This window comes from Candidatus Saccharimonadaceae bacterium ML1, from assembly GCA_030253535.1.
GTDB classification, from domain to species: Bacteria; Patescibacteriota; Saccharimonadia; order Saccharimonadales; family Saccharimonadaceae; genus Saccharimonas; species Saccharimonas epibionticum.
Genome location: CP124550.1, coordinates 65,708 through 90,585 on the forward strand (window position 1 = coordinate 65,708; position 24,878 = coordinate 90,585).

Sequence of the window (24,878 nt, forward strand, 5' to 3'; positions counted from 1 at the left end):
CTGCGCCCGCCGCTTAACAATCTGGAGCGCCCTTTAGTGAGAGCGCTCCGTTTTTTGTAATTCGTCTGGTGTCTAATCTGAGCAATCTACTAGTACAGCGTAGACGACGTATTAGCAGGCGCAATCGACGGATCGCTAAGCGCGATAATAAAAGCAGCGATAAAGATGATCCCCGCAATAAAGCCAATCACAACCTCAATAATTCCCCAAACCAAACTCACCGTGCCAATCGTGGTAGGCATACCGGCTTCGCGTGATTTATTGCGCGATAAAATGCCGAGAATGAGCCCGCCGATCCCGATGCCAAGCACGTTAAGAACGATACCGATAATACCGAGGTTCTGCCCTGGATTTTCGTATGCGTATCCTAGCTGTGCATAAGGTTGTTGATACGGCTGGCCGGCGCCGGGCATTTGATATTGCTGGTAGGGCTGTCCTGCCGGCGGAACGTAAGCTGGCTGCGGCGGTACAGGTGGAGCTGGTTGCGGCGGGGTTTGCTGCGCAGTTTGTTGTGTTTCGTTGCTCATACTAATTCTCCTTTACATCGTATTACATTTAATTATAGCGTACCGGTGGCTAAAAATGGATAATGGCGCAAATCTGGTCAAGCTGTTGGTGCAAAGTATCAATCGTGCCGTCGTTATGAACATAGTAATCAGCGATGGCAATCGGACCGCCCTTTTCGAGATTCTCAATCTCCGCCCAGTCGCGTGAGCTTGCTTCTTCAACAGTAAGCGGGCGAACGGGGCGCGCTGTTAGGCGGTGGTGGCGCAGACGCTTGGGCGCGACGATCGCCACGACGGCGAGGGCGCTAGAAAATTCGCGTTTTAAGGCTTTATACTCCGTCCATGTATACAATCCATCAGCGACGATGTGCCGCTGCCCAGCGTTAATGAGATTGTGAATCTCGCGAATGATACGCTTCACGACGAAGTCTTTACCTTCGCGTGCGCGAATATCTTCACGGAAAGCGCGCTCGTTAGCCTCGCTCCAATCAATACCGGCTTCTTTCATAGCGCTTAAGATAACGCCGCCGAAGTACACGCGCGGGTAGCCCTTGTTAATAACGTAGCTTGCGGCTTCGGACTTGCCGCTGCCCGTTAGCCCAACGAACGCGATAATTTTGATGTTTGCGGGAATTTCACTCATAACTTTATCATATCAGATATAATAAGGGTTATGGCGAAACGCTTCGTAATTATTGACGGCAAAAGCGTATTTTATCGCGGTTACTATGCGATGCCGAATCTGTCAACGGCGGACGGTACGCCGACAGGCGGCGTGTATGGATTTGCAGCGCTGAGCCTTGAGCTGATTCGACAGATCCAGCCCGATTACGTATGCGTGGCATGGGATAAACCGAAAACAAATATTCGTAAGCGTCTCGAAATCTACCCCGAGTACAAAGCCGGGCGTAAGCCGGCGCCACCGGATTTTTACGCGCAAATTCCGATTTTACACGAACTGCTTGATGCGTTTGGCTGGCCGCTCTACGAGTTTGACGACTACGAAGCAGATGACATTATGGCGACGCTTGACCGCCAGGCAGAGGCGCGCGGCAATATTGAGACCTATTTGATTACAAGCGATTTAGATGCGCTGCAAATTTTGGACAGTAATACGTTTTTGTATGCGTTAAAAAAAGGCGTGTCAAACATTGATAAATTCGACGTTGCGGAATTTGAAGCGCGCTACAAGATTCGAATTGATCAATTCCTTGATTTGAAGAGTTTGAAAGGCGACTCAAGCGACAATATTCCCGGTGTCGCGGGCGTTGGCGAAAAGACGGCAACGCAGCTACTGCAGCAATTTGATACGCTTGACGGTATTTATGAGCATCTTGATGACGTGAAAGAAAGCGTGCGCAAAAAATTAATTGCAGGTAAAGACTCGGCCTATATGAGTAAACGGCTTGCAGCGCTGATGTTTGATGCGCCGGTGGCGCTGGATCTGCCGGCGATGGATATCGCGCGGCTTGATACGGCGAAACTGAAGGCGATGCTAGTGAAATTGGAATTTCGCAGCCTGCTGCGCAAATTGCCGGACGCAATGAAAGATGACACACCGGCAGCGGTACTCGACACGAATGATGTTGAAGAAATTGAACCAGGCACAGCGCAGGCGGTTTTGATGATGGCGCCGGAATTAGTAGTTTGGGCTGACGGCGACGACGTGTGGCTTAGCCACGAGCGTGCTAAAGCTGCGCGTCTCCCTCGCGCCGATGCGGCGAAAATCCTTACTCACGTACCAATAGTCGGACATGATGTAAAAAAGTTCTTGAAGCAGTTGCTTGCCGACGGAATCACAACGTTGCCAGAAGTACAACACGATACGGCGCAAGGCTCGTTTCTCCTAAATCCGTTGCGAAAATCACGTCGGTTGGAGGATTTAGTTGGGCTAGAGTCAATTGATAGTCCCAAAAATGCCGTTCGCGCGATCTGGGCGTTGTATGATGAACAGCGGCAAGCATTTGAAGCGCTGCCTGACTTGTCGCGCGTGGCGCACGAGATGGATTTTCCGCTGATTGCGATCCTGGCGCGCATGGAACATCAGGGGATTCGCTTGGATGCGGGCGTGCTTGATGCGATGAACACAAAATTAACTCGCGAAATTGTAGACATACAGGCACAGGTGTACGATATGGTCGGTTACGAATTTAACGTTTCCAGCCCGATGCAGCTGTCTGAAGCGTTATTTACTAAGCTCCAATTGCCGACCGCTGGAATCAAAAAAGGACACACGGGATATAGTACCGGGCAAAAAGAATTGGATAAATTGCGCGGGCAGCATCCAATTGTTGAATTGATTGAACGCTACCGCGAGCTAACGAAATTACAAAACACGTATGTCGCGACGTTGCCGCACCAAGCCGACGAGCGCGGTTATGTGCATACAACATTTAACCAGGATGTTGTGGCGACGGGACGGCTGAGCAGTACCGATCCGAACCTACAGAATATTCCAATCCGTACGGCGCTTGGGCGGCATATTCGCGATGCATTTGTGCCGGCAGATGGAAATATGTTCGTAAACGCCGATTATTCGCAGTTTGAGCTGCGTCTTGCGGCGGTGATGGCGGGTGAGCAGGGCATGATTGACGATTTCAATAGCGATACCGATATTCACGCTAAAACTGCCGCCGAAGTGTACGGCGTGCCGCTTGCCGACGTGACGCCCGCGCAGCGCCGGCGCGCCAAAGTAGTGAATTTTGGCGTGTTGTACGGCATGAGCCAGCATGGGCTAGCAGCCGCGGCGCATATGAATTACGCTGAAGCGCAGCATTTTATTGATGAATATTACCGTATGCATCCAAGCCTGAAAGCGTATATGGCGAATACGATTCGAAAGGCGCACGACGACGGTTTTGTTGAGACGCTGTTTGGGCGCCGCCGCTGGACGCCCGACGTGAAGTCGAGTAATTTTGCTGTGCGCAATGCGGCAGAGCGTGCTGCCGCAAATATGCCGATTCAGGGCACGGAAGCTGATCTTATGAAACTTGCGATGATAAAAGTACAACAGTTGCTTGACCGCGATTACCCCGAGGCGCGGCAAATCCTGCAAATTCACGATAGTATCTTGGTTGAGTGCCCGCGCGCTGAGGCGAAGGCAATTGCGGCGCTTCTGGTCGACGCGATGGAGCAAGTCTATCCCAAACTTGGCGTTCGCTTGCGGGTTGATGTGAAAATCGGCGAGCATTGGGGCGATGTGTGACATTTGCACGATAATACCCGCAAAAACTATAAAACTATGGACTTTTTGCCAGGAAAGGCGTATGATGTAGGTGTCATTTTAACATAAGACAAAAGAGGCATTGGTATGTATAGCTCACCAGAAAACCCATTCAGCAACGGTAACACGCTAGGGGAGGGTGATGATGCATACGCCGAAGCAATAGCGTCGACAGAGCTATTGTCGCGCGAACGGCAGAATAGCTTAACGCTTGACTATGCGGATGTATTGCGGCAAAATGGCACACTTGATCATCATATTGAAGCTTTTGCTGTGTATATCGCCGAGCGCGAAACAACGGGCGAATCGCTTGGCTTCTCATTTGGACAGTTCGTAGCAAAAGATGGCAGCATTGTTGAAGTGCGAAACGATGGAAGCAGGAAAGATGAGCCGGACGGCTCTGGTTGGTGTATTACCCGCACTCGGGAAGGTGATGACGGATCGGTTCGTATCGGGGTAGATACTGTCGTAAGCAAGCAGACAAATACCCTTTTGCCACCGCCATTGGGGCCGAATGATGTCGCGTCAATCGAGACGCTAAACTGTGAAGGCGGTACGACATATGAAATTATATCGCTAAAAGATGAGCGCGGGTTTGTCGTTACCGATTCAAGCGGCAGCTTATATCTGCCGCTTGATACCGTCATGTCGCGTATTGATGATTATAAGAATATTGACGCGGCACTGAGTGCTGTTTGTGCTAAACCGGAAGTGAGCCGGTACGCGCCGATAGGCTGGCGGCATACAATCTGATTGACTTTTTACCCTAAAAATGTAAATATATTGATATGTATCGAGGATCGCGGCCGAGAATTTTACCTGTGTTTATCACGATCGTTGTGGTTGTGATTGTGATTGCTGTCGCTGTGACGCTTGTGCGCTCCATGCTGCAGGGCGGCACGCCAAATGATAACCAGCAGTCTGATCAGGCGCAAAAGCAAACACTGCAAATGGCGGCGGTTAGCCAAGATGCAACGCGCAGTGTGCGCTGGACGGTACGCGGGCCGATTGTCGCCGATGAGAAGTTCAAAAGCTATCAAATTGTTATTACGCCAACTGCCCGAACCTACACGGTTTATAACGGCTATCTCGACAAGGTTGAGAGCCAAAAAACCTACGACAACAATGCGACGGCGTATGAACAATTTACGTATGCGCTTGATAAAGCAAACATTGGCGTAGTGCGCGGCAAAGAAGACGATTCAGATATCCGCGGCGTGTGCGCTACGAACGGTATCGTGTATAAATTTGAAACGGTCAACGGCGCGACTGCCGATCACACGGTGTGGGGTTCAACCTGCAAGGATTCGCCGGGCACGCTTGGCGCCGACCCCTTGAAAATCCATGCGCTTTTTGTGAACCAAATTCCTGAATTTAAGTCGAGCTTTAACAACATTTATTAAAAGAAAGGCGGGCATGCGCGGCGTTATTTTTGATTGTTTTGGAGTATTGTGCGGCAGTAGCTTTGAGGTGTTGGCGGCGAAATGCCAGCCGGAGCGCGTGAAGGAATTGCGCGATCTGAACACGCAGGCGGACTACGGATATATTTCGAGTGCGGAGTATGTACGGGGCGTAGCAGCAGTACTTGGCTGGACGATTGACGAGGTGAGAGCAACGCTTAAGCAAGCGCGCGTACGCAACGAATCGCTTATTACGTATGTAAAGCAATTGCATGCCGATGGCATACCGCTCGCACTTTTAAGCAACGTGAGCAGCGGCACGCTAGATGGACTATTTGCACCAGGCGAGCTTGATGATATGTTTGATGTAAAAATCCTATCGTTTGCTGAGGGCTTAGCGAAGCCGAATCCAGCGGTATTTACGCTTGCGGTGGGGCGGCTCGGTATGCCGGCGGGCGATTGCATCATGGTTGATGATAAGCCGGAGAACTGCGACGGCGCCGAGGTAGCGGGGCTTGCGTCAATCTTGCATACATCAAACGCCCAGACGATGGCGGCGGTTCAGGCGTGGCTTGAGGCGGCACATGCCTGAGCTGCCCGAAGTTGAAACAATTCGCCGCGGGCTTGACCGGCTCATTGTTGGCAAGACGATCGCGCGGGCGCGCCACTGCGATTCACCGAAGAGTTTCCCGAACGATCCGACAGCGGTCGCGCACTTTTTGCATAACGCTCGCGTCACAGCGGTACGGCGGCGCGCAAAAGTTTTGCTCATTGAGCTAAATACGTGCTATACGCTTGTCGTCCATCTGAAAATGACAGGGCAATTGGTGTTTGTTGGTGCGGAGCGTTGGGGCGGCGGACATCCAACGGATAGTTTGATCCACGAGCTGCCCGATCGCCATACGCGCGTTATTATTGATTTTACTGATGGCACGCGCCTCTTTTTTAACGATCTGCGCAAGTTTGGCTGGATGAAATTGTATCCGACGGCAGAAGTGCCGAATATGCCATTTATGCGCCGCGTTGGTCCGGAGCCGCTCGGTGATTCTTGCGACTCGGCGGCGTTTATTTCGCGCATTCGCCGCCGCAATAATACGACCGTTAAAGCCGCAATTCTCGACCAATCGGTTATTGCCGGCGTTGGTAATATTTACGCCGATGAATCGCTATGGCAAGCGTGTATTCATCCGGCGATGCGCGTACATGCGCTGAGCGGCGAGCAGCTTGCTGTATTACTCACGAGCATCAAACAAGTTTTAGCGCTTGGTATTGAAACGGGCGGCAGTACCGATAAAAATTACGTTGACGCCGAGGGGAATAAGGGCAACTATTTGCAGTTTGCGCATGTCTTCCGCCGCGAAGGCCAGCCCTGTCAGCGCCATCCTGACAGTACTATTCAAAAAATTCGCGTCGCCGGGCGCGGTACGCATGTATGTCCAGTGTGCCAAGTGTTGCCGCTGGAGTAAGCAGACGACGAAAAGCTATCTCGTTTATGCATGCTGCGAGGCGCTCTTAACGGCAAGCGCTAGCCGGCGGTCTATACGAACGGGGCGCCGCGGCGGTATACTAAAATAGTGATTTATCTGATACTAGGTACAAATGGATACCGCGTGCGGCAAGAGATCGCGGCGCTTACGAAACGGCTTGGCGTGCGAGCAGAGACGATTGACGCGGATCGGCTTAGCCTAAACAGTTTGGCGGATATTGTGCGCGGAGTTAGTTTATTCCGGGAGACGCGGCTCGTTGTGCTAAGACAGCTATCGGAGCATAAGGAGTTGTGGGCGAAGCTTGGCGAGTGGGCGCGCGACGTTAGCGCCGATACGACGCTTGTGCTGGTTGAAGCAAAGCCTGATAAACGCACAAAGGCATACAAAACACTTGTGCGCGCAGGTGAAGTCATCGCCGCCGAACCGTTAACGGAGCGTACGCGCTCAGCAGCGGAAACGTGGCTGCGGGATTTAGCGCGGGCGCAGGGCGTGGAGATATCGCGGGCGCAAGCGGCTAATATGGTTTCACGGGCGCTCATACCGAATGAAACATCGCGGATAGCAGAAGTCGACCAATTACAGCTGGCGCACGCCGTGAAAGCGCTTGTAAATGTGGATACGGTGACAGATGAAGCTATTGCGGCAGTACTGCCGCCGGCGCGGGAATTCTCGGTGTTTGACATATTGGAATTAGCCGCGCGGCGCGATGTGCGGGCGGTGCAAAAAGCGCTTAGCGAATTGCGCGCAACTGATGATCCGTACAAGGTGATGGCGTTATTGTGGGTACAGTGGGCGCAGCTTGCGGCAGCGATGATGGCAGAAGGTGTTTCGTCCGCGCAGATCGCGAGCGATCTGGCGATCCACCCGTTTGTTGCCAAGAAGCTGCAGGCGCTTGCGCCGTATTTTAGTGCGGCAAGCGTACGCGAGTTGACGCAGTTGGCGGCAGAATTAGATTACCAATCAAAAACATTAGCGGTAGCGCCGTGGGATATTATTGATCGATTCGTGCTTACCGTTTCCACGCGAAACTCGCCCCAGGAAAACGAATAGCTCCTCGGGCGAGTTGTTGACTGGCGCTGCGGCTCATGCGTTGCGCCAATAAACCTATGCTATTTCTTCGTAGCGGTTTTTTTAGCCGCCGTCTTCTTTGCAGCTGGTTTAGTGGTTGTTGTCTTTGCCTTTGCCGCTGGTTTCTTTGCGGCGGGTTTAGCAGCGGGCGCTGCTTTCGCTGTCTTTTTCGCCGTTAACTTTACGCCGGCAGCTTTTGCAGCCTTAGCGAGTGCAGCTTTACGCCGGCTCGCGGTGCCTTTCTTCAGCAGACCCTTTTTGACAGCGGTATCAAGTTCGCTCTGTGCTTTACTCAGGCTCTCGGCGCTCGGGTTAGCGAGAAACGCTTTGGTTGCCAACTTAACGTCGCGCTTGATAGCGAGATTACGCTCGCGGCGCTTGGCAATCTGTTTCATGCGTTTAATGGCTGATTTGATGAGTGGCATAGGACTCCTTTACCTCTGTTGTTGCTTGCTATTTACGATCAATGTTAGATTATATCGCAAGTATCTCTGTTTGTAAAGTGGCAGCAACCACTTGACTATTGCAAACCACTTATGGTATAGTGGCAAATGAATAACCGTATAAAATATAAAAAATAGGAAACATAATGGCAGATGCGCTCACACAGATCGTCGAAAAGCTGGAAGAAAACAGCAATATTCTCGTGACGGTCAACACAAATCCGACGGTCGACGAGCTTAGCGCGGCGCTCGGTATCACGCTGCTGCTGAATAAACTTGATAAACACGCGACAGCGGTGTTTAGCGGTCACGTGCCGCCGGCGTTAGAGTTTTTGCAGCCCGAAAAAACATTTGAAGGCACCGTTGACAGCTTGCGGGATTTTATCATTGCACTGGATAAAGAGAAGGCCGACCACTTGCGCTATAAAGTCGTCGATGATATGGTTAAGATTTTTATTACGCCGTACCGCACGACGATTAACGAAAAGGATTTGGATTTTAGCCAAGGCGATTATAACGTTGAGGCAGTGCTGGCGATTGGCGTGCGTAGTACGGCAGATTTAGACCACGCGCTTGAGAGCCATGGGCGGATTTTGCACGACGCTGCCGTGACGTCGATTTCGCTGGACGAGCCGTCGCACCTGGGCGGGATTGAGTGGAATAATCCGCGCGCGAGCGGTTATAGCGAACTATTGTATGCGCTTGCCGATGTGTTGGTCGGCGAGAACAAGAAAATGATTGACGAGCAGATTGCGACGGCATTTCTGACAGGCATTGTGGCGGCAACGGAACGGTTTAGCAATAGCAAGACCAGTTCGGCGGTAATGCGGATCGCCGCATCGCTGATGGGGGCGGGCGCGAACCAGCAGCTGATCGCAACTAAATTAGAAGAGGGCGAGAAAAAAGCTCAAGCTGATGAGACTGCTCCGCGCAGCAAAGATGCGCAAGAAGGCGAGTCGGTGCGCGTTTCAGAGATGACAAATGGCAGCAAAACAAAAGCACCGCAAAAAGCTGCGCAAGAATCCGGCGTCGGGACGCTTGCGATTTCGCACGAGCCGGAGGGCGATGTCGATGAAGTGAAGCGGGCGATCGACGAGAAGAATAGCCAAGCGGCTCTGAGTGCCGCCGAAGCGGTGCTGGCTAAGCACGCGCAGCAAGTCGCTGAATTAAATAAAAAAGACGCCATAGCAGCGGAAGAAAAACTTGCTGAGCAATTAGCGACTGCGGCGCCGGCGTCTGCACCGGTCAGCAAATCTGCTGCGCCATCAGTCGAAGATATCCAGCGTGATATTGCGCGCGCAAACGAAACGCTCGACGAAGCGGCAGCGCAGCCGGTTATCCAAGAGAGAATTGAGACGCCGAAAACGCAATTGCCGGATGTCGTTGAACCGGCGCTCGGCGGTACGCTTAATGCAACGACCGAACAAGCCGCCGAAGATGCGCGCCGCGCAGCCGAAGACGACCGCAACAAAGTAATCTTGAGCCACGACGGTAAAAGTAAATATGCGTCCGATGCGCCAAGTACGCAAGCGCCGCTTAACGCTGTGATAGCGCACGCCGACGCCGAACCGTCGGTGCCTGATGTGCTTGCGCAGGGCGTCGTAACTGCGCCGACCGATCACGCGGCGGCAGTACAGCCGCCTGCGCCGGTCGCGCCAAGTGCGGTCGCGCCGCAGCCCACGCAAGATGATGCGCGCGCCGCTGTAAACGCAGCGCTCGCGGGCGCGCCAAGCGGAGTGTCAGCAACAGACGGGGCGTTACCGCCACCGCCGCCATTGCCGCCAATGCCGGACTTTTCGACATTGCCGCCACTCCCGTCGACGAATGATAGCACGTCTGGTGCCGCCGTGCCGGACACGCTTGAGACCGCGTTGCCGCCGCTTCCGCAGCAAGCAGTACAGGCGGCAGCGCCATCGGCGCCCGCCGATCCAGCGCAGTTCCGGATTCCCGGGCAATAAAGGGCAAATATGTTCAAAGGAAAATCCCCGCCACTGGTTGTGGTGGGGTTCCTTAACAAGAGAGGGAGGAACTAAGACGAACGTCCGTTCTCAAGCTGAGCGCGATCTTGTTCGCTCAGCGTAATAACCGGAGTAACGTCCGGTCCGGTGATAGCTAGGACGAGACCAACGCAACCATTGTGCCCCACTGCTTGGTCGTAGAGCACGCCAGCGAAGTGACGCGCTTTTACCCCACTCGGGGCGTTCTTATAGATTAAGAACGTAACCGACGAAGCAGAGGGGGTAATGTCGCGATCGCGGTCGACCTCATTACTCTGCACTGGGATAGTACAGGTAAGAGGGCTACCGCCCTGCGGCGGGCGTACGTGAAGGCTCATCTTCACAGCGTGCCCATCATACGTCGACGGGTCAATGACAGCCCAGACGGGCTGGTCGTCGCCGCGATTAGCCCCGACGGACAGAGGATAACTCTGCCTGGGCTTGATGCCCGAGGATTCCAGCGACTGCGCTCAAGACGACAAGCCAGACAGTGAGCATAATCCTTGACGCTCGCTTAAAAGTCTTAAACGTCACTACCCACATCACGATAATAATCGTGAAAGTAACAATGGTAATGATGATAGCAATAACCACGGGCGCCATGTGACGCGCTCCTCTCAAAGATAGTTGTTAAGGAACAAGCCTATCGTATCATATTTTTACAATATAGCAACTATAGTATACTGGTAGCATGAACGACGGCATCATCTTGATCGATAAACCGGCTGGCATGACAAGCTTCGGCGTGGTGGCGCGCTTGCGGCGGGTGCTATCGGCGTGGGCGGGCAAAAAGGTAAAAGTCGGGCACACAGGCACGCTTGATCCGTTTGCGACAGGTTTGATGATCATCGTGACGGGTAAGGCATGCAAAGATGCTATGCGCTATACGAAACTTAATAAAGTATACGAAGCAGCAATAATACTTGGGCAAACGAGCACGACAGGCGATCCAGAAGGAGAAATTTCGGTGTATGCTGGTGCTATAGACGGTGCAGGCGAGGCTTCCTCTAAAACAGCTGCACGGCGGACGAAAGAGCCCGCTCAGACCTCTGATTATTCCGCCAAAAGACCCGCCGCGCCGCCTCTTACGCAAGTTCAAGCAGTGCTCGCGCAATTTACCGGCGAAATCAAGCAGCGTCCGCCGATTTTTAGCGCGATCAAAATTAACGGCCAGCGGGCCTACAAACTTGCCCGCGATGGCAAGGAGGTCGAAATTTCCGAGCGAACCGTGCAGATTTACGCGCTTGAGCTATTGTCGTACAGCTATCCGGAGCTTGTAATTCGCGCGCACGTGTCGAGCGGCACGTATATTCGCAGTTTAGCGGTCGACATTGGCGCGGCACTCGGGACGGGCGCATATTGCCGGCAGCTGCGGCGGACGCGAATCGCTAATTACGACGTCGCAGCGGCGCAGCAATTGCGCGATTTTGGCATTACAGATTGAAAAGGTGTGGATAACCCTTATTATCAGGTGGAGCAGATTAGCGTAATACGTCTTTCGAGTAGACAAATGATGACGCGTTCTACGGTGTCGCCCACTGGCTCCATGCCGCCTGTTCGCTTGCAGAGAGTGAGCTCGCTCGGGCAACAGCGTCCGCAATGGTCTTTGAGTTAATTACAACGGTTTGTCCGACCTCAAGCGCCGGCGCGCCGGCCGCGCTAACTATATACGATTCAGCAGCGGCGCGTTGCTCGGGCGATAACGCCTGCTTGTTTGCCTGTAGGTATTTTGCGATAGCAGCGCGGGCGTGAAGCGTGTACGAGTCGCCAGGGTTTGCGGCCGCGCTATAATCGGCGCTCGCCGCGGCAGCTTGTGCGTTTGAGCCGTGAGAATCCTGCGTTTTTTGCGCGTCTATTTTCACGCCGGCATGCTGCAGTGCTGCAATAACGTCTGCGCGAGAAATCGTAACAGCCTGTCCGACGTCTAATAGAGGTGATCCGGCATTATTTGCCAGCTCCACCTCGGCTTGCAGCGTCTGCGCGGTGCTAGCTTGAAGCTGCTGATTGGCAACGACAGACGAGACCGCTTCACGCGCAAATAGCGTGTATGAGCTGCCTGCGCTCGCTGTGTATGCGAACGTGTCGCCTGTTTCTTTGGCTGCATTCGTATCGGTCGTCTTTTCTGATGTTACCGGTTTTTTATTATCCGTTTGCGCTGTTTGCGTTTGTTTGGCTGCCGGCGCGGTTGTGTTTGCGGTTGGCTGTCTTGTTTCTGCTGCTTGTTTAGGCTGCTCCGGTTGCGGTTCGCTTGCTTTCTTCTCGCTTGCTGGCGCAACAGACGTTTCCGGTTTCGCTTGCAGTACAGGCGAATTTTGCGTTTTGCTGGCAGCCGGCTCTACTTTTTTCTTCGGCTGCGGCTCAGTAGTAGCGCGCTTCTTTGCCGGCTCGGCATGCACGTTGGCGCTACCGTTTTGCCCGGCGCTGAACAACACGCCTTTCTGGCGCAACACCGTTACCGTTGATAATCCCACCAATATGACAGCGCATATTATAGCCACCCGACGCTGATTCAATCGAAACTTCCGCATCGTTTTTCCTTATACCCCACTAACTTTTTATAAAAGTAAGTAGTTTCATAGTAGCACTAACGGCAGGGCATTTTCAATAAGCTTTGACGATTTGGCAGAATAATGAGCCTGGATATTTACAAAACATATGTATTGTGATATAATGAAAAAGAGTAATGCAAAAGGAAGTGACCGTGGAAGAGATAAATTTGTACGACCTATTGAGGTTTTATATTAAAAAATGGCTAACGATAGCGATTTTCGTCATGATCGGCGGAATCGTCGGTATCGCGTATACGTACTACATTCAAACGCCGCAATACGAAAGCAAGGCAACGCTGCTATTGGTGGGGACGGATCATACGTCGGGCAACCAGGAATCAGTGGCGCTGAACAACTACGTAGAGCTATTCAAATCGCGCCGCGTGCTTGATACGGTCATCGCCGACCAGGGGTACGATAAAGATTACGATACGCTCGTATCAAACGTAACGGCGCGGGGCACGAAAAGCACAGATATTATAAATGTATCAATCAAGACGCCCGACGCGAAGCAAAGCAAAGCGCTGCTTGAAAGCGCAATTGAATCATTCCGCAATGAAGCCAAAGAACTGTACGGCAATAGCAGCATCAAAATCAACACGGTCGATGCCGCCAGCACGCCGAAGTCGCCGTCAAACGTGCGCCCGGCGATTCAAATCGGGCTTGCTACTGCTGCTGGATTTATGCTCGCGATCATCGGACTATTCTTCGTCTACGATTACCGCCACTCGCAGCCAAAGGCGGCAAAAGCAGATGAGTCGCGCAGTAATGAGCCAGCGCAGCCAAAAGATCAAACGGACGACGAGCCGGAAACCGATACCGCAAAGGAAGACACTCGCTGCACCACGATTTCGCATTTTTACACCGGTGGAGCGTACGAAAAAGAGTAGAACAGGAGAGGGATAATCTAATTATGTACGCACGTTTTATAAAAAGAGCCTTAGATTTTATCGGGGCGAGTTTTCTGCTATTTCTTTCAAGTCCGCTATTTATCATTGTGGCGATTATCGTCAAACTGACAAGCCGCGGTCCAGTATTTTTCAGGCAAGAGCGAACAGGGTTGCACGGCAAAACGTTTACAATGTGCAAGTTTCGCAGTATGGCAAAAGATAATGATGTCAACGACATGAAAAGCGGCGACAAAGTAACAAAAGTTGGTAAAATTCTCCGCGCAACTTCGCTTGATGAGCTGCCGCAGTTTATCAATGTTATCCATGGCGACATGTCGTTTATCGGTCCGCGTCCATGGATTCCAGCATATTATCAGCATATGAATGATAAGCAACGTCACCGTAACGATGTTCGACCAGGAATTACCGGACTGGCTCAAGCATATGGTCGCAATAACTTGAACATTTATGAGAAAATAAATTACGATCTTGAGTATGTTCGTAATGTGTCTTTTCGCAATGATATAAAAGTCATTCTTGTTACTATCAAAATGTTATTTAATCGTGAGGCATGCGAACTCGGTAAAGAGGGAATTCATGAAGAATTGGATATGCTAAAAAAGCAAAGCCTAAACTAGGGGAACGATTTATGCGTAATAAGATATTGTTTACTTCGCATGTAGCGAACTTCCAGAAATTCAACCGCCCATTCATGCGCATGTTGCGTAAAGATGGTTGGGAAGTACATTACGCGTCAATGGGCGAGGAAGAAATTTTAGATGCCGACAAATCGTTCACTGTCTCGTTCACGCGCAATCCGTTCACCATCAGCAATATTCGCGCATACAAGCAGCTAAAACAAATTATTGACCGCGAAAACTACGATATTATTCATACGCACACCCCTGTCGGGAGCGTAGTGACCCGCCTGGCGGCACGACGTGCCCGTAGCCGAGGAACGCGCGTTATCTATACGGCTCATGGTTTTCATTTTTTTACAGGTGCACCACTGCTGAATTGGCTAATTTATTATCCGGTTGAACGGTTTATGGCACGACATACCGATACGCTCATCACGATTAACGACGAGGATTATAAACGGGCGAAACGTACATTCAAGACAGATGTCCGCTACGTGCCTGGAGTGGGGGTAGATCCAGAACGATTCAAGCCGCGCCTCACGAAAAAACAACGCAATGACTTGCGCCGGTCGCTCGGACTTAAGCCGAACGATTTCGTGATGATTTATCCAGCGGAGCTTAATAAAAATAAAAACCAAACCATGCTCATAATGGCGATGGAAAAACTTACCGCTGCAAATCCACATATTCATCTACTCCTGCCTGGTCAAGACAGTATGAACGGTTTTCACTCAAAGCTTATTAAGGAAAAGGGTTGGCAAAATAATATTCACTTGCTGGGTTATAGAGCTGATATACCGCAGTTGCTGATGGCGTCGGATTTATCGGTATCGGCGAGTTATCGCGAAGGCTTGCCAGTACATATTATGGAAGCGATGACGGCAGGTTTGCCGGTAATCTCTACGAAGTGCCGAGGTGCTACTGAACTCATTGAAGAGGGCGAAAATGGCTACTTAGTGGATTTTGATGATGTAGAAGCGATGACCAATAGAATCATTACGGTTACTAATAATAGCAATAGTGCAGTGAAATTATCAAAAAATAGTACTAAAAAAGCACAAAAATACTATATGAATAATATTGTGATTGAAATGCAGAAGATATATAAAGTATGAAATATGCAAAAGTATTGTTTCTGATTTTTTTAGTACTAAAGCCTTTTTATATATTTGATTCGGGAGGTATTCAATTTGCTGATATTTTTCTCATACTATCAGCACTCATCGCGCTTCCGTTACTGTTTCTCAATCGTAATAAAAACGGCTTGATGAAAGAGATATTTCATGAAAATAAGCTTTTTATACTATTCACAGCTTTAGCTACGCTCGTAAACCTGTACTATTTCTCGACTTTAGGTAAAGTAAGTTTTGTACTATCGTTGCTGTACCTAGTATTTAACCTTATCGCAGTAATGCTGTTTTCATATCTGGGTAAGAGCAGGCAGTTTTTAGTAAAGATATCAATAATACTAGAAACTCATCTCATGCTACAGGTGGTAATATTTTTCCTTGGTGCCGGTAGAATGTATGATGATGTGCGGTATATGGGGATAATGAATGACCCGAATCAGTTTGGATTTTTCGTATTTATAGCATTCCTTTACATTTATGTGATTCATCGTTCACTTAATATCAATTCATTGCGCACAGGTCTGTCACTCGCCTTGACGGTGTTTCTCGTGTTTTTAAGCGGCTCAACCGGAATGGTACTGGGTCTTGGCGTATTCGTTGCAGCTATCCTATGTTATAAACTGCTGCAGATTGGACATACTAGGTATGTTGTTATCCAGAAAACTATGTACGCTCTCGCAATCTTTGTCGTGACTTTTATGCTTATAATTATACCAGCAGGATTGCTCGTAGGGGGTGAGTCTGTAGAAAAGATGATGTCAAACCAAGTGCTTGTTGAACGCGTGTCTAACAAGGTATCTAGTGGAGGCACGACAAACGATCTTACTTTCTGGGAAGACCGAGGGTATGATAAACTATATTTTTACCCACAGTATGCGATATTTGGTGCTGGCCAAGGTGAATACTATAGATTTAGTAAAGCTGCAACAGATATAGAAGTTCATGCTACGCTTCCTGAAGTCCTTTTTGTTTACGGAATCGTACCTTGTTGCATTCTCCTCTTATGGATGTATCAACGTACAAAGCGCGCCCCCATGTATGCTAAAATTGCACTTCTGGCATTATTAGTAGAAAGCTTTACGCTGCTAAATCAAAGACAAGCGCTCTTCTGGATGTTTATCGTGTTAACGGGAGTGATCGCTGCTCCTACGCTAAGCAAAGATAACTTGCCAATTGAGGGACTAGCTGTTAATAGTACGAAAGGTAGGGTCGGGTATAAAAAGATGGAGGTGCGTTGTGAGTAAGAAAACACCAAAGGTTTCGGTGATTATGGCTGAATATAACACTAGGCGGTGCGATCTTGAAAATTCAATTAAAAGTATATTAGAACAATCTTTTCAAGATTTTGAGTTTATTATCGTTGACGATTGCGGGAAAAACGATCTTGACGCTATAAATAAAAACTTTAACGATAAGCGTATAAAAATTATAAAAAATGTACGCAATAAGGGACTAGAGTATTCTCTTAATAGAGCAATAAAAAGTGCAAAAGCAGATTTTCTGGTAAGAATGGACACCGACGATATCGCGAAGCCTGCGAGAATAAGAAAGTTGTATTCATATATCACTCGACATCCCGAATTTGCTGTGGTTGGCAGTAGGGCTGTTGAGTTTACAGATAATGTAGAGATTGGCGTGTTGGGGAGATGCGGAGAAAAAACTGCAAAAGAGCTAGTATATGAACATGCGTTCGTTCACCCGAGTGTTATAATGAAAAAATCAGCCGTAGTGGACGTGGGGGGGTACGTGGACTATTATAAACGAGCTGAAGATTTTGCTTTGTGGTGTGAGCTTTTATTAAAAGGATATCGTTTATATGTTATTAACGATATCTTACTTAAGTATCGTGTCAATCCAGAAGATTATGATAAACGGAGGTTGAAAAATCGCATAGGGGAGATTAGGGCAAGATTACATTACTACCCGAAACTAAAAGCCCCTTTCCTCTGCTACTTTGTTATAGTTAAAAGTATATTTTCTGGTTTGTTTCCTATTAAATTTGTGCGGTTATATAGAAAAAATATTGTGGTGAGAAGAAATAAATAAGTTATGTCAAAACAAACTATACTCATAAAAAATACACTAATAATTGCGTTTGGTAGGATTTCAACGCAGTTTTTAACGTTTCTTTTACTGCCTTTATACACGGCATATTTAGCGACAGCTGAATTTGGTACTGTCGATTTAATAATGACGTATGTGTCCTTGCTCGCTCCAATAATTACAATATCGCTGGAGGCAGGTGTATTTCGTTTTCTGATTGATGCTCGTGGAAACGCTAAAGAACAAAAGAGGGTCATATCGTCTGTACTGAAATTTGTATCTTTGACAGTACTTGCCGCAGTATTTGTTTATCTATTTATTCAATCATTTTTAAACATACCGTATAGCCTGTATATGCTGGGTGTAGTCGTCGCTGTTATAATATCAAACGTATTTTTACAGATTACTCGTGGGTTTGGCAATAATCTTAAGTTCGCAGTTGGCGGTGTGGCATCTGGTGTAACTGCTATTTTAGCAAATGTATATTTTGTGGTTGTATTAAAGTCCGGAGTGCAGGGCATGCTAATCGCTACTATTTTGTCGAATATTGCTTGTGCAACATATTTGTTTATATCACAGAAATTATACCGATATATAAATTTTCGTATTCATGATAAAAAGTTGATGAGACAATTACTTAGCTACTCTATTCCCTTGATACCAAACAATGCTTCGTGGTGGGTAACCAACGTGGCTGATCGTACAATCATTTCAGTAAATTTAGGAGTATCTGCTAATGGTATTTATGCGGCTGCGTATCGATTCCCATGGATTCTGACTGGATTATTTTCATTTTTTGATATGTCATGGACGGAATCGGCATCAGTACACATCAATAGTCCGGACCGTAATGTGTTTTTCTCAAAAACGATGAATGCGAGCGTAAAATTATTTGGGTCGCTAGGCTTGGTTATGATTGCTGGACTGCCGATCGTATTTAACTTATTTGTCGGCACGTCGTTTCGTGAGGCGTATATGTATATTCCTGCGCTTATTGTCGGTTCATTCTTTAATTCTATCGCCGGTCTTTATGTTGCGTTATATATCGCAAAAAAGATGACAAAACAAGTAATGATCACCTCTGTTATTGCAGCCGTAGCGAGTATAATAGCGTCACTTGTAGGAGTTCATTTCATTGGACTATTTGCACCTGCAGCGGCAATGATATCAGCATCTTTGGTGACAATAGCGTATCGCCATTACAATATGAAAAAATATATCACAATTCGGTATGAAGCGAAGACGTTTGTAGTGTTGATGTTGTTGTATGCGGCGGCGATCTCGCTGTATTATATGAATACGCTAGCTAGCAATATTGTAAATGTTGTTATCGTTGGCGCAGCGGCGCTTGCGTTAAATCGCTCTGTCGTGGCGGTGCTGTGGAAAGGCGTGCTGAGCAAAGGGCGTGAATTTACAAAGCTACGCAGAAGAATAAGAATATAAATACCCTGTGATGTTGCAGTTGACATGCTTTAATTAGTTTGTTAAAATTTAGTTGTACCCCCGCGCTTGTGCTTTGCCTCGCGCGGGTATTTTAGGAGGGGATATGAAGAGGATTGTTTTTGTAGATGGCGAAAACTTAAACTATAAGTTGAGAGATTTTAATAAGAGCGAATGCGGCGATGGCGGACGCGATTTTCTACAGAACTTTAATTATCGTGGCATCATAGAAGAGGTACTAGCTGGGGTTAAAATTGATAAAATCTATTGGTTTGGTGCAAAAATAAAGGTACGTTCTAATAGACCTGAAATTATTGAAAAAGCAAATACTATAAAGAAGCGGCATGCCGAATTTAGTAATTTATTAAGGAAGCAGGGCATTGATTTTGTAAAAATTGGATTCCTGCGGGCTAGGGAGGTGTTTGATGAAGACGCTGGTGAATACCTAAGTACGAACTTGACAGAGAAGGGTGTTGATATTGGTATGGCAGTAAAAATGATTGAAGAGCGTATGAATGACTCTGATGTGGAGATTATATTCATTAGCGCTGACACAGATCTGTTACCAGCTCTGGAATATCTAAAAAAACTAAATACAAGATTAGTTTACGTTGGTTATGAAGATGGGCAGATATTTTCATTTCAAAAAATAGTAGGCTCTATGCGGGTGATAACAAAAGCTATGTTTTTGAATAATAAACAATTTATCAATTCGTAAACTTGGTGCATTAAAATAAAACATAATTTGTAGGGCAGTTTTGGCAAAAAATATGATCAAAAAACGAATTATTCTTTTTGCGCTCGTTATATCATGGATGATATTAATTTTTTGGTTTTCGAGCGCTGGGCATGAAGTGTCGAGCGGGCAGAGCGAGCGCGTGGTGCGAAGTGTGCAATATATTACAAATATCTCGTTTTCCGAGACGGTGGTGCGCAAGGCGGCGCATGTGTTTTTGTATTTCGTGCTGGGAATATTATTAACCCTGTTGGTGCGCACGTATGATGTACGCTGGCGTAGTGCTGTATTATGGGCGGTTGGCGTTGCGTGCGCGTATGCAGCGACAGATGAAACTCATCAGCTGCTTGTCGGCGGGCGAAGCGGGCAGGTGAGCGACGTGCTGCTTGATACGGCGGCGGCCTGTGCTGGCGCAGTGGTTATCGCCGGCGGATATAAATTGATCCGTAAGTTGCATAATAATCAAAAATGTGATAAAATTTAGCAGTGAAAGTGAGTAAAGAACAGAAAACGTCGCTGTTCGCGTGGCTGCAGCGGTTAGTTGGTGCGGGTATCATTGTGACGGCGATCCCTGCAGGAATTAACCTATTTGCGATGGGCGTGATCCCCGACAAGTATTTATATATCATCGCGCCGTTGTATGCGGCGGTGGCGGGCGTTGTGTTGTGGCAGTTGATACGCCGGTCGAAAGCGGTATGGCGCGGTGTGCTATTCATGGTAATTGGCATGGTGATGATCACCGTTAATGTTGCCGTGTACAAAAGCGGGCACTCGGTGAATTCGTTTTTGAACGCAGTGCAGCCGCCGCAGGTTAATTATGTAGAATACACGGTTATCGCGAAGAAAGACCGCAGCGTGGTACTTGATTCTGCTCGGTCGGTCGGTATGGTCGGGGCAGACACACTGCACGATAAAACAGCGAAAGCACTTGCCGGCGTAACGCCGGCGGCGCAGAGCAGCTATGACAGTTTGATGGCGCTGACGGAACAACTCAATGCTGGAGCAGTTGAATTGGCGTCAATCCGAACGGCGAATATGGGCGTATTGCAAGAAAATTACCGTGAATTTTATGACAGCGTAGCGACGCTTGCGACTTATAAGGTGCGGGATGATAATCGCCAGGCTGCGCCGAAAACTGACGTAACGAAGCCGTTTGTGCTGTACATCAGCGGCATTGATACGTATGGCGATGTGGGTGAGGTGTCGCGGAGCGATGTGAATATGCTGGCGGTGATGAATCCGGCGAAGCGGACGATGCTGCTCGTAAACACGCCGCGGGATTATTATGTGCAGCTGCACGGCGTGGCAGGTATGCCGGATAAGTTGACACATGCGGGCATTTACGGTATTGACATGTCGCGGCAAACGCTTGGTGATCTGTATGGTGTTGATATTCCATACTATGTGCGGTTGAACTTTACGTCGCTCGTGAAGATGGTTGATGTCGTGGGCGACATTACGGTTGATTCTGATTATGCGTTTCATTCGTTCCAGGCGGGCAAAAATACGCTTGATAGCAAGCGAACGCTTGAGTTTGCACGCGAACGCTATAGCTTTAGTGACGGTGATCGTCAGCGGGGACGTAACCAGCAGAAGGTAATTGAGGCGATCGTCGCGAAGATGAGCGAGCCGCGCAACCTGACACGATATAACGCAATTTTGTCGACGTTGCAAAGTTCGTTGCAAACAAACATGAGCCAGGAGACGATTGCATCGTTGATAAAAATGCAACTTAATGATTTTAAGGGTTGGCGCGTTGAGTCAATGAGCGTTGACGGTGCAGGCGCAACCCGCCAAACGTATAGCATGGGCGCGATGCCGCTGTACGTGATGATTCCTGACAGCGCGTCGGTAGAGCGGGCGAAAGAGCGGATTGGAGAGTATTTGCAGTCGTAGAGGTCTCGGGCGACATACCTCCGCAGTCGCTCCCCAGCAACTGGGCAACTATGACATCCAGAGATGATGCGCAGAGATAATGCGCGGGGTGTTTACTGTAAATCTATTCCCATAGAGCAAGGCTACGACAGATTTACGCCGCCGATCCTCGTGCTAAATCCGGAAACTTCGCCTCAACCAGGCGAAGGCGCTTATCAAGTGACTCGTAGTTTTGTTTCTGTTCTTTGGAGATTGTGTTGTCTACTTCTTCACGTGAGCCTTCTTCAATAAAGATGTCATGACGGAGACCGGTGATGTCGGCGCGGATGGTTAATTGTCCTGCTTCCAATGTTTCGAAGCTCTTTTCAAAACGTAGTTCCATATCTTTCACAGTATCCGTGAGGTTCTTGTGGTCTTTACGGATGTCGGAGAGTTGGGTGTCGATCGATTCGAAGCGTTGATCTATCTGATTAAAACGTTCATCAATTTGTTCAAACCTCTTGTCGATCTGTTCAAACTTAGCATTCATTGTTTCAGCTAGTGTTTTAACGGCACTTGCGAGGTCTTGAACCTGAACGGTTAGATCTTTTACTTGCGTAGCGAGTTCTTCGTTCGTCATGGTTATATTTAATCATAGGTAGGAGGGTGGAGCAAGAAGTAGGTTAATTTGCGTGGCGTATTCAAAAACTCCCATCCATGACGGATGGGAGCCCAGTGTCATCCTGCGAGCTACAGGAAAAAGACTCTCAGGTCCAGGGTTTGTATGACGAAATCGTGGTACACCCGATACGATTCGAACGTACGACCTCTTGCTCCGCAAGCAAACGCTCTATCCAGCTGAGCTACGGGTGCATACCACCTTAAATCATAGCACGATACCGGCAGGTATGCAAGAGGGGCTCGGCATTACAAACGGAGTTTTGCGAGTAGTTTATCAATAATGTCCGGGCTTGTCTCCTTCATTGGCAAACGTGCCGCCAACATATCGACAAGTTTTTCACCGATTTCAGTTGGGAAATAGATATTTTGTCCTAGCTGAAAGCGTTTACGCGGTATAAGCACAACATGATTCGTCGTTTCCTGCCTCACGACACTGAACGACTTGAATTGATCAAACGTATATAATCGATCGTTGACGTGAATTCCTTTGCGGCTCACCGTGTAGTCGATCGTCGCGGGCGGGCGGCGAACGTATAACGCTAATGCGACCGCCATTACCGGCACGAGTACTGCAAATGTTGGCGATTTGAATACAAAAATTGCCACCGCAATGAGTATAAGCACGGTAGCGCCAAATCCGATATACCAAATCGGCTCGTGCTGGTGCTGCATATACTCAAGCGCCTGCCAACGGATGAGAATCTCGTCATCAGGAAGACCGTCAGCCGTCATGTCATCCGTAGTGTCGGGCTGATCTGGTGATTCTTGAGCGGGTGATTCGGTAGCTTGCTGCGCTACTGCCCTAGCGGCAGGCTCGGAATATTCAGGAGAAGACAGAGAAGCCGCGGATGCTTCGGAAATGATGGGCTGTGAAGCTGTTTGCGTTTCTGATAGAGGCGTATTTGCCACCGTTGGCATTTCTTCTGGCGCTGCGGGAGACTCGGCGGATGGAATTGGCGCTGGAGACACTTCGGACACCGCCGCAGGTCCAGCAGATGACGGCAGTGTTTGGGACGACGGTACCGTATTTGTCGCCTGTGTCGTATCTTGAATTGGCTGGTACGCTCCGTGTGCAGTTGATTGCGCTGGTTGCTGCCAATCTTGGGTTTGCGGCTCTTGGTCTTGCATATCTTCATTGTACCATGAGCAGGTTTGATTCGTATACCCACGGCTATCACATCAAAAAATGACCTGACTTAGGTCATTCTCTTGCTCCTGGCGGAGGAGGGGAGATTCGAACTCCCGCTGCAGGTCTCCCCACACTAACGATTTAGCAAACCGTCCCCTTCAGCCACTTGGGTACTCCTCCATTTGCAAAACAAAATACTTCACTAGTGTAGCATAATCTTAGGCTGTTGCCTAGAGTGAATGCGTTGTAGTGGTGTTTGCATGACTGCTTGTGCCGAGGCGCCTAGTCCGTTGCTGATTAGTCGTGTATACTTTGAAAGAGAAGCGAGTGAAAGGAGCGACTGTATGGCATTTGGACCAATCATGAAGTTAACGACCGAATCTGGACTGAAGCTAGAGCTTGCACCGTTTACGCGCTAAGAGGCGACGACGTTTGCGGATGGTTTTGCACATCACTCAGTTATTCAATATGTGACAAACCGCGTGCAGACGAAAGAAACTGAGGAAGAGTGGTATGACAAGATGATTAAGGACAGGACCTCGCGCGTGTGGGGGATCTGGGTGGTTGAAGATAATGAGCGCCGGCTTATCGGCAATAGCGCATTGACGGATATGGAGCTTCGTAAACATATTCGCCAGGCGGTTAGTGGTTCAGTGATCTGTGATGCAAGCTACTGGAGCAGGGGAATCGCGAGTGCGTGTCACAAAGCGCGAACATATTTCGCGTTTGAACAATTGGGGCTGCATCGTATAAAATCGGCAGTGCTACAGCCAAATGGCGGCAGCCGAAAAGCACTGGAACGCAGCGGCTACACGCTTGTCTACACTGAACGCAATGAGACGTTCATTAATGGCGCGCTCGTCCATATGGACTGTTTAGAGTGTCTTAATCCGGCAGACTGGGCATGGCGGCAGTGGTGGGGCAGCGACCGTCCAACTCAAAAAAGCCTGGAGGCGCGTAAGAGAACCGAGGCGGCGTTAGAGTGGGCGCGGGAAAACGTTGAATTAGTATAAGTTTGCGGCTGTATTAGCACGCGTACCTTAAAATGCCGGCGGAAAGAGGGCTTTGCTAGTTTTTATGTATTTCATGCAAATTATCAATAACAAGTGCTGGACGGTCGTTATTGATATAATCCACAAGATCAATTGACTGCAAAAACTCGGGATAGAGCGTGACACTAGCAGGATCGACGAATTCGCACACGGCGAGTTCTTCAGCGCCGTGGCTGGTGGTTTCGAGGTCAATATTAGTGAAGTCATCAGGGTTTTTGACGGTAAAGAAAAATTCTAACTCTTCGGCGTAGCCGGCGTGCGCGGATGGGAATTGCTGAATAAATAATAGATTGCCAATGACGGCGTTTATGCCTGTTTCTTCGCGCAGCTCGCGTGCTAATCCGTCGACTAGCGATTCGTGCGGATCAAGTCCGCCGCCGGGCACAGCGTAATAGTGCGATATATCCTCGCCGTGCTTGTGCTTAACGGCAAGTAGTTTACCATTTTTGTAAATGATAGCGCGCACATTAACGCGCCGTCCGGTGTAGTATTCCATAGATTCTCCTTGGTTTTTTTAGTGATGATAACCAGAGGAACAGATGTTCATTCGTTACGACTCATTGTAGCAGATACGCGGCGGGTGCGGTATAATAGGAGTACAATAATTAG

General features: G+C 48.8%; 27 protein-coding genes, 2 tRNA genes and 1 pseudogene. 19 read left to right on the plus strand and 11 right to left on the minus strand.

Annotation, left to right across the window (positions count from 1 at the left end; genetic code table 11):
• Window positions 1-89: 89 nt before the first annotated feature.
• Both SEML1_RS00315 and SEML1_RS00320 read right to left on the minus strand, forming a co-directional pair.
• A complete protein-coding gene (locus SEML1_RS00315; RefSeq protein WP_376754079.1) occupies window positions 90-527 on the minus strand; it encodes a hypothetical protein in 438 nt (145 codons plus the stop codon).
• Window positions 528-576: 49 nt separating this feature from the next.
• Complete coding sequence (locus SEML1_RS00320; protein ID WP_376754080.1) at window positions 577-1,149, minus strand: AAA family ATPase; 573 nt, start codon at window positions 1,147-1,149, stop codon at window positions 577-579.
• A 30-nt stretch (window positions 1,150-1,179) separates the two neighbouring features.
• Between SEML1_RS00320 and polA the strand changes: the two genes are divergently transcribed.
• The 6 genes from polA to holA all read left to right on the plus strand — a co-directional run bounded on the left by polA (window position 1,180) and on the right by holA (window position 7,666).
• Window positions 1,180-3,711 carry a DNA polymerase I gene (gene polA / locus SEML1_RS00325; protein WP_376754081.1) on the plus strand — a complete coding sequence of 844 codons (2,532 nt, stop codon included), beginning with the start codon at window positions 1,180-1,182 and terminating at the stop codon, window positions 3,709-3,711.
• 105 nt (window positions 3,712-3,816) lie between these two features.
• Entirely contained in the window at window positions 3,817-4,482 is a 666-nt protein-coding gene (locus SEML1_RS00330; protein ID WP_376754082.1) for a hypothetical protein, read from the plus strand.
• Window positions 4,483-4,517: 35 nt separating this feature from the next.
• The gene (locus tag SEML1_RS00335; protein ID WP_376754083.1) at window positions 4,518-5,132 is read left to right on the plus strand and encodes a hypothetical protein; all 615 of its coding nucleotides are present in this window, start codon (window positions 4,518-4,520) and stop codon (window positions 5,130-5,132) included.
• Window positions 5,133-5,145: 13 nt separating this feature from the next.
• Window positions 5,146-5,721, plus strand: coding sequence for an HAD-IA family hydrolase (locus tag SEML1_RS00340; RefSeq protein WP_376754084.1), 576 nt, complete (start codon window positions 5,146-5,148; stop codon window positions 5,719-5,721).
• On the plus strand, window positions 5,714-6,595 hold the full coding sequence (gene mutM, locus SEML1_RS00345; protein ID WP_376754085.1) for a bifunctional DNA-formamidopyrimidine glycosylase/DNA-(apurinic or apyrimidinic site) lyase: 882 nt from the start codon (window positions 5,714-5,716) through the stop codon (window positions 6,593-6,595). The genes SEML1_RS00340 and mutM overlap by 8 nt, the downstream gene beginning before the upstream one ends.
• Window positions 6,596-6,703: 108 nt before the next feature.
• Window positions 6,704-7,666 (plus strand): DNA polymerase III subunit delta, encoded by a 963-nt coding sequence (holA, locus tag SEML1_RS00350; protein ID WP_376754086.1) that lies wholly within the window; start codon window positions 6,704-6,706, stop codon window positions 7,664-7,666.
• A gap of 59 nt (window positions 7,667-7,725) precedes the next feature.
• Here holA and rpsT read toward each other — a convergent pair whose 3' ends face one another.
• On the minus strand, window positions 7,726-8,109 hold the full coding sequence (gene rpsT, locus SEML1_RS00355) for a 30S ribosomal protein S20 (protein WP_376754087.1): 384 nt from the start codon (window positions 8,107-8,109) through the stop codon (window positions 7,726-7,728).
• 164 nt (window positions 8,110-8,273) lie between these two features.
• On the opposite strand from rpsT, the gene SEML1_RS00360 reads away from it, so the two are divergent.
• On the plus strand, window positions 8,274-10,085 hold the full coding sequence (locus SEML1_RS00360) for a DHH family phosphoesterase (RefSeq protein ID WP_376754088.1): 1,812 nt from the start codon (window positions 8,274-8,276) through the stop codon (window positions 10,083-10,085).
• Window positions 10,086-10,156: 71 nt separating this feature from the next.
• On the opposite strand, the gene SEML1_RS00365 is transcribed toward SEML1_RS00360, so the two are convergent.
• On the minus strand, window positions 10,157-10,405 hold the full coding sequence (locus SEML1_RS00365) for a hypothetical protein (RefSeq protein ID WP_376754089.1): 249 nt from the start codon (window positions 10,403-10,405) through the stop codon (window positions 10,157-10,159).
• Between the two features lie 124 nt (window positions 10,406-10,529).
• Complete coding sequence (locus SEML1_RS00370; protein ID WP_376754090.1) at window positions 10,530-10,727, minus strand: hypothetical protein; 198 nt, start codon at window positions 10,725-10,727, stop codon at window positions 10,530-10,532.
• Between the two features lie 88 nt (window positions 10,728-10,815).
• On the opposite strand from SEML1_RS00370, the gene SEML1_RS00375 reads away from it, so the two are divergent.
• Entirely contained in the window at window positions 10,816-11,568 is a 753-nt protein-coding gene (locus tag SEML1_RS00375; protein WP_376754091.1) for a tRNA pseudouridine synthase B, read from the plus strand.
• Between the two features lie 79 nt (window positions 11,569-11,647).
• Here the strand turns inward: SEML1_RS00375 and SEML1_RS00380 are convergent, their stop codons facing one another.
• Window positions 11,648-12,595, minus strand: coding sequence for a hypothetical protein (locus SEML1_RS00380; RefSeq protein ID WP_376754092.1), 948 nt, complete (start codon window positions 12,593-12,595; stop codon window positions 11,648-11,650).
• Window positions 12,596-12,807: 212 nt separating this feature from the next.
• On the opposite strand from SEML1_RS00380, the gene SEML1_RS00385 reads away from it, so the two are divergent.
• From SEML1_RS00385 to SEML1_RS00425, 9 genes are all read left to right on the plus strand, one after another.
• Complete coding sequence (locus tag SEML1_RS00385) at window positions 12,808-13,563, plus strand: YveK family protein (protein WP_376754093.1); 756 nt, start codon at window positions 12,808-12,810, stop codon at window positions 13,561-13,563.
• A 23-nt stretch (window positions 13,564-13,586) separates the two neighbouring features.
• Window positions 13,587-14,201: a sugar transferase gene (locus SEML1_RS00390; RefSeq protein WP_376754094.1), complete on the plus strand. Its 615-nt coding sequence runs from the start codon at window positions 13,587-13,589 to the stop codon at window positions 14,199-14,201.
• Window positions 14,202-14,212: 11 nt separating this feature from the next.
• On the plus strand, window positions 14,213-15,319 hold the full coding sequence (locus SEML1_RS00395) for a glycosyltransferase family 4 protein (protein ID WP_376754095.1): 1,107 nt from the start codon (window positions 14,213-14,215) through the stop codon (window positions 15,317-15,319).
• A complete protein-coding gene (locus tag SEML1_RS00400; RefSeq protein ID WP_376754096.1) occupies window positions 15,316-16,578 on the plus strand; it encodes a hypothetical protein in 1,263 nt (420 codons plus the stop codon). The genes SEML1_RS00395 and SEML1_RS00400 overlap by 4 nt, the downstream gene beginning before the upstream one ends.
• Window positions 16,571-17,380 carry a glycosyltransferase gene (locus tag SEML1_RS00405; protein WP_376754097.1) on the plus strand — a complete coding sequence of 270 codons (810 nt, stop codon included), beginning with the start codon at window positions 16,571-16,573 and terminating at the stop codon, window positions 17,378-17,380. Before SEML1_RS00400 ends, SEML1_RS00405 begins: the two co-directional genes overlap by 8 nt.
• Window positions 17,381-17,383: 3 nt before the next feature.
• Window positions 17,384-18,820 (plus strand): lipopolysaccharide biosynthesis protein, encoded by a 1,437-nt coding sequence (locus SEML1_RS00410; RefSeq protein WP_376754098.1) that lies wholly within the window; start codon window positions 17,384-17,386, stop codon window positions 18,818-18,820.
• Window positions 18,821-18,923: 103 nt separating this feature from the next.
• Window positions 18,924-19,535 (plus strand): NYN domain-containing protein, encoded by a 612-nt coding sequence (locus SEML1_RS00415; RefSeq protein ID WP_376754099.1) that lies wholly within the window; start codon window positions 18,924-18,926, stop codon window positions 19,533-19,535.
• A 52-nt stretch (window positions 19,536-19,587) separates the two neighbouring features.
• Complete coding sequence (locus tag SEML1_RS00420) at window positions 19,588-20,037, plus strand: VanZ family protein (protein WP_376754100.1); 450 nt, start codon at window positions 19,588-19,590, stop codon at window positions 20,035-20,037.
• Window positions 20,038-20,039: 2 nt separating this feature from the next.
• A complete protein-coding gene (locus tag SEML1_RS00425) occupies window positions 20,040-21,449 on the plus strand; it encodes an LCP family protein (RefSeq protein WP_376754101.1) in 1,410 nt (469 codons plus the stop codon).
• A gap of 133 nt (window positions 21,450-21,582) precedes the next feature.
• Here the strand turns inward: SEML1_RS00425 and SEML1_RS00430 are convergent, their stop codons facing one another.
• From SEML1_RS00430 to SEML1_RS00445, 4 genes are all read right to left on the minus strand, one after another.
• Entirely contained in the window at window positions 21,583-22,047 is a 465-nt protein-coding gene (locus SEML1_RS00430) for a hypothetical protein (RefSeq protein ID WP_376754102.1), read from the minus strand.
• Window positions 22,048-22,203: 156 nt separating this feature from the next.
• A tRNA-Arg gene (locus SEML1_RS00435) sits at window positions 22,204-22,280 on the minus strand.
• 54 nt (window positions 22,281-22,334) lie between these two features.
• Window positions 22,335-23,216, minus strand: a complete 882-nt coding sequence (locus SEML1_RS00440) for a hypothetical protein (RefSeq protein ID WP_376754103.1) — start codon at window positions 23,214-23,216, stop codon at window positions 22,335-22,337.
• Between the two features lie 88 nt (window positions 23,217-23,304).
• Window positions 23,305-23,397: transfer RNA gene (locus tag SEML1_RS00445), tRNA-Ser, on the minus strand.
• An 80-nt stretch (window positions 23,398-23,477) separates the two neighbouring features.
• Between SEML1_RS00445 and SEML1_RS00450 the strand changes: the two genes are divergently transcribed.
• Window positions 23,478-23,636: a hypothetical protein gene (locus SEML1_RS00450; RefSeq protein WP_376754104.1), complete on the plus strand. Its 159-nt coding sequence runs from the start codon at window positions 23,478-23,480 to the stop codon at window positions 23,634-23,636.
• A 36-nt stretch (window positions 23,637-23,672) separates the two neighbouring features.
• A pseudogene (locus tag SEML1_RS00455) lies at window positions 23,673-24,230 on the plus strand (GNAT family N-acetyltransferase); the annotation flags it as partial.
• A gap of 55 nt (window positions 24,231-24,285) precedes the next feature.
• Here SEML1_RS00455 and SEML1_RS00460 read toward each other — a convergent pair.
• The gene (locus tag SEML1_RS00460) at window positions 24,286-24,765 is read right to left on the minus strand and encodes an NUDIX domain-containing protein (RefSeq protein ID WP_376754105.1); all 480 of its coding nucleotides are present in this window, start codon (window positions 24,763-24,765) and stop codon (window positions 24,286-24,288) included.
• Between the last annotated feature and the right edge of the window lie 113 nt (window positions 24,766-24,878).

What these genes read in the sequence shown, in the direction of transcription:
- SEML1_RS00315 (WP_376754079.1), bottom strand. Translation starts at nt 527, where the DNA reads ATGAGCAACGAAACACAACAAACTGCGCAGCAAACCCCGCCGCAACCA.
- SEML1_RS00320 (WP_376754080.1), bottom strand. Translation starts at nt 1,149, where the DNA reads ATGAGTGAAATTCCCGCAAACATCAAAATTATCGCGTTCGTTGGGCTA.
- polA (WP_376754081.1), top strand. Translation starts at nt 1,180, where the DNA reads ATGGCGAAACGCTTCGTAATTATTGACGGCAAAAGCGTATTTTATCGC.
- SEML1_RS00330 (WP_376754082.1), top strand. Translation starts at nt 3,817, where the DNA reads ATGTATAGCTCACCAGAAAACCCATTCAGCAACGGTAACACGCTAGGG.
- SEML1_RS00335 (WP_376754083.1), top strand. Translation starts at nt 4,518, where the DNA reads ATGTATCGAGGATCGCGGCCGAGAATTTTACCTGTGTTTATCACGATC.
- SEML1_RS00340 (WP_376754084.1), top strand. Translation starts at nt 5,146, where the DNA reads ATGCGCGGCGTTATTTTTGATTGTTTTGGAGTATTGTGCGGCAGTAGC.
- mutM (WP_376754085.1), top strand. Translation starts at nt 5,714, where the DNA reads ATGCCTGAGCTGCCCGAAGTTGAAACAATTCGCCGCGGGCTTGACCGG.
- rpsT (WP_376754087.1), bottom strand. Translation starts at nt 8,109, where the DNA reads ATGCCACTCATCAAATCAGCCATTAAACGCATGAAACAGATTGCCAAG.
- SEML1_RS00360 (WP_376754088.1), top strand. Translation starts at nt 8,274, where the DNA reads ATGGCAGATGCGCTCACACAGATCGTCGAAAAGCTGGAAGAAAACAGC.
- SEML1_RS00370 (WP_376754090.1), bottom strand. Translation starts at nt 10,727, where the DNA reads ATGGCGCCCGTGGTTATTGCTATCATCATTACCATTGTTACTTTCACG.
- SEML1_RS00375 (WP_376754091.1), top strand. Translation starts at nt 10,816, where the DNA reads ATGAACGACGGCATCATCTTGATCGATAAACCGGCTGGCATGACAAGC.
- SEML1_RS00385 (WP_376754093.1), top strand. Translation starts at nt 12,808, where the DNA reads ATGCAAAAGGAAGTGACCGTGGAAGAGATAAATTTGTACGACCTATTG.
- SEML1_RS00390 (WP_376754094.1), top strand. Translation starts at nt 13,587, where the DNA reads ATGTACGCACGTTTTATAAAAAGAGCCTTAGATTTTATCGGGGCGAGT.
- SEML1_RS00395 (WP_376754095.1), top strand. Translation starts at nt 14,213, where the DNA reads ATGCGTAATAAGATATTGTTTACTTCGCATGTAGCGAACTTCCAGAAA.
- SEML1_RS00400 (WP_376754096.1), top strand. Translation starts at nt 15,316, where the DNA reads ATGAAATATGCAAAAGTATTGTTTCTGATTTTTTTAGTACTAAAGCCT.
- SEML1_RS00410 (WP_376754098.1), top strand. Translation starts at nt 17,384, where the DNA reads ATGTCAAAACAAACTATACTCATAAAAAATACACTAATAATTGCGTTT.
- SEML1_RS00415 (WP_376754099.1), top strand. Translation starts at nt 18,924, where the DNA reads ATGAAGAGGATTGTTTTTGTAGATGGCGAAAACTTAAACTATAAGTTG.
- SEML1_RS00420 (WP_376754100.1), top strand. Translation starts at nt 19,588, where the DNA reads ATGATCAAAAAACGAATTATTCTTTTTGCGCTCGTTATATCATGGATG.
- SEML1_RS00430 (WP_376754102.1), bottom strand. Translation starts at nt 22,047, where the DNA reads ATGACGAACGAAGAACTCGCTACGCAAGTAAAAGATCTAACCGTTCAG.
- SEML1_RS00440 (WP_376754103.1), bottom strand. Translation starts at nt 23,216, where the DNA reads ATGCAAGACCAAGAGCCGCAAACCCAAGATTGGCAGCAACCAGCGCAA.
- SEML1_RS00450 (WP_376754104.1), top strand. Translation starts at nt 23,478, where the DNA reads ATGACTGCTTGTGCCGAGGCGCCTAGTCCGTTGCTGATTAGTCGTGTA.
- SEML1_RS00460 (WP_376754105.1), bottom strand. Translation starts at nt 24,765, where the DNA reads ATGGAATACTACACCGGACGGCGCGTTAATGTGCGCGCTATCATTTAC.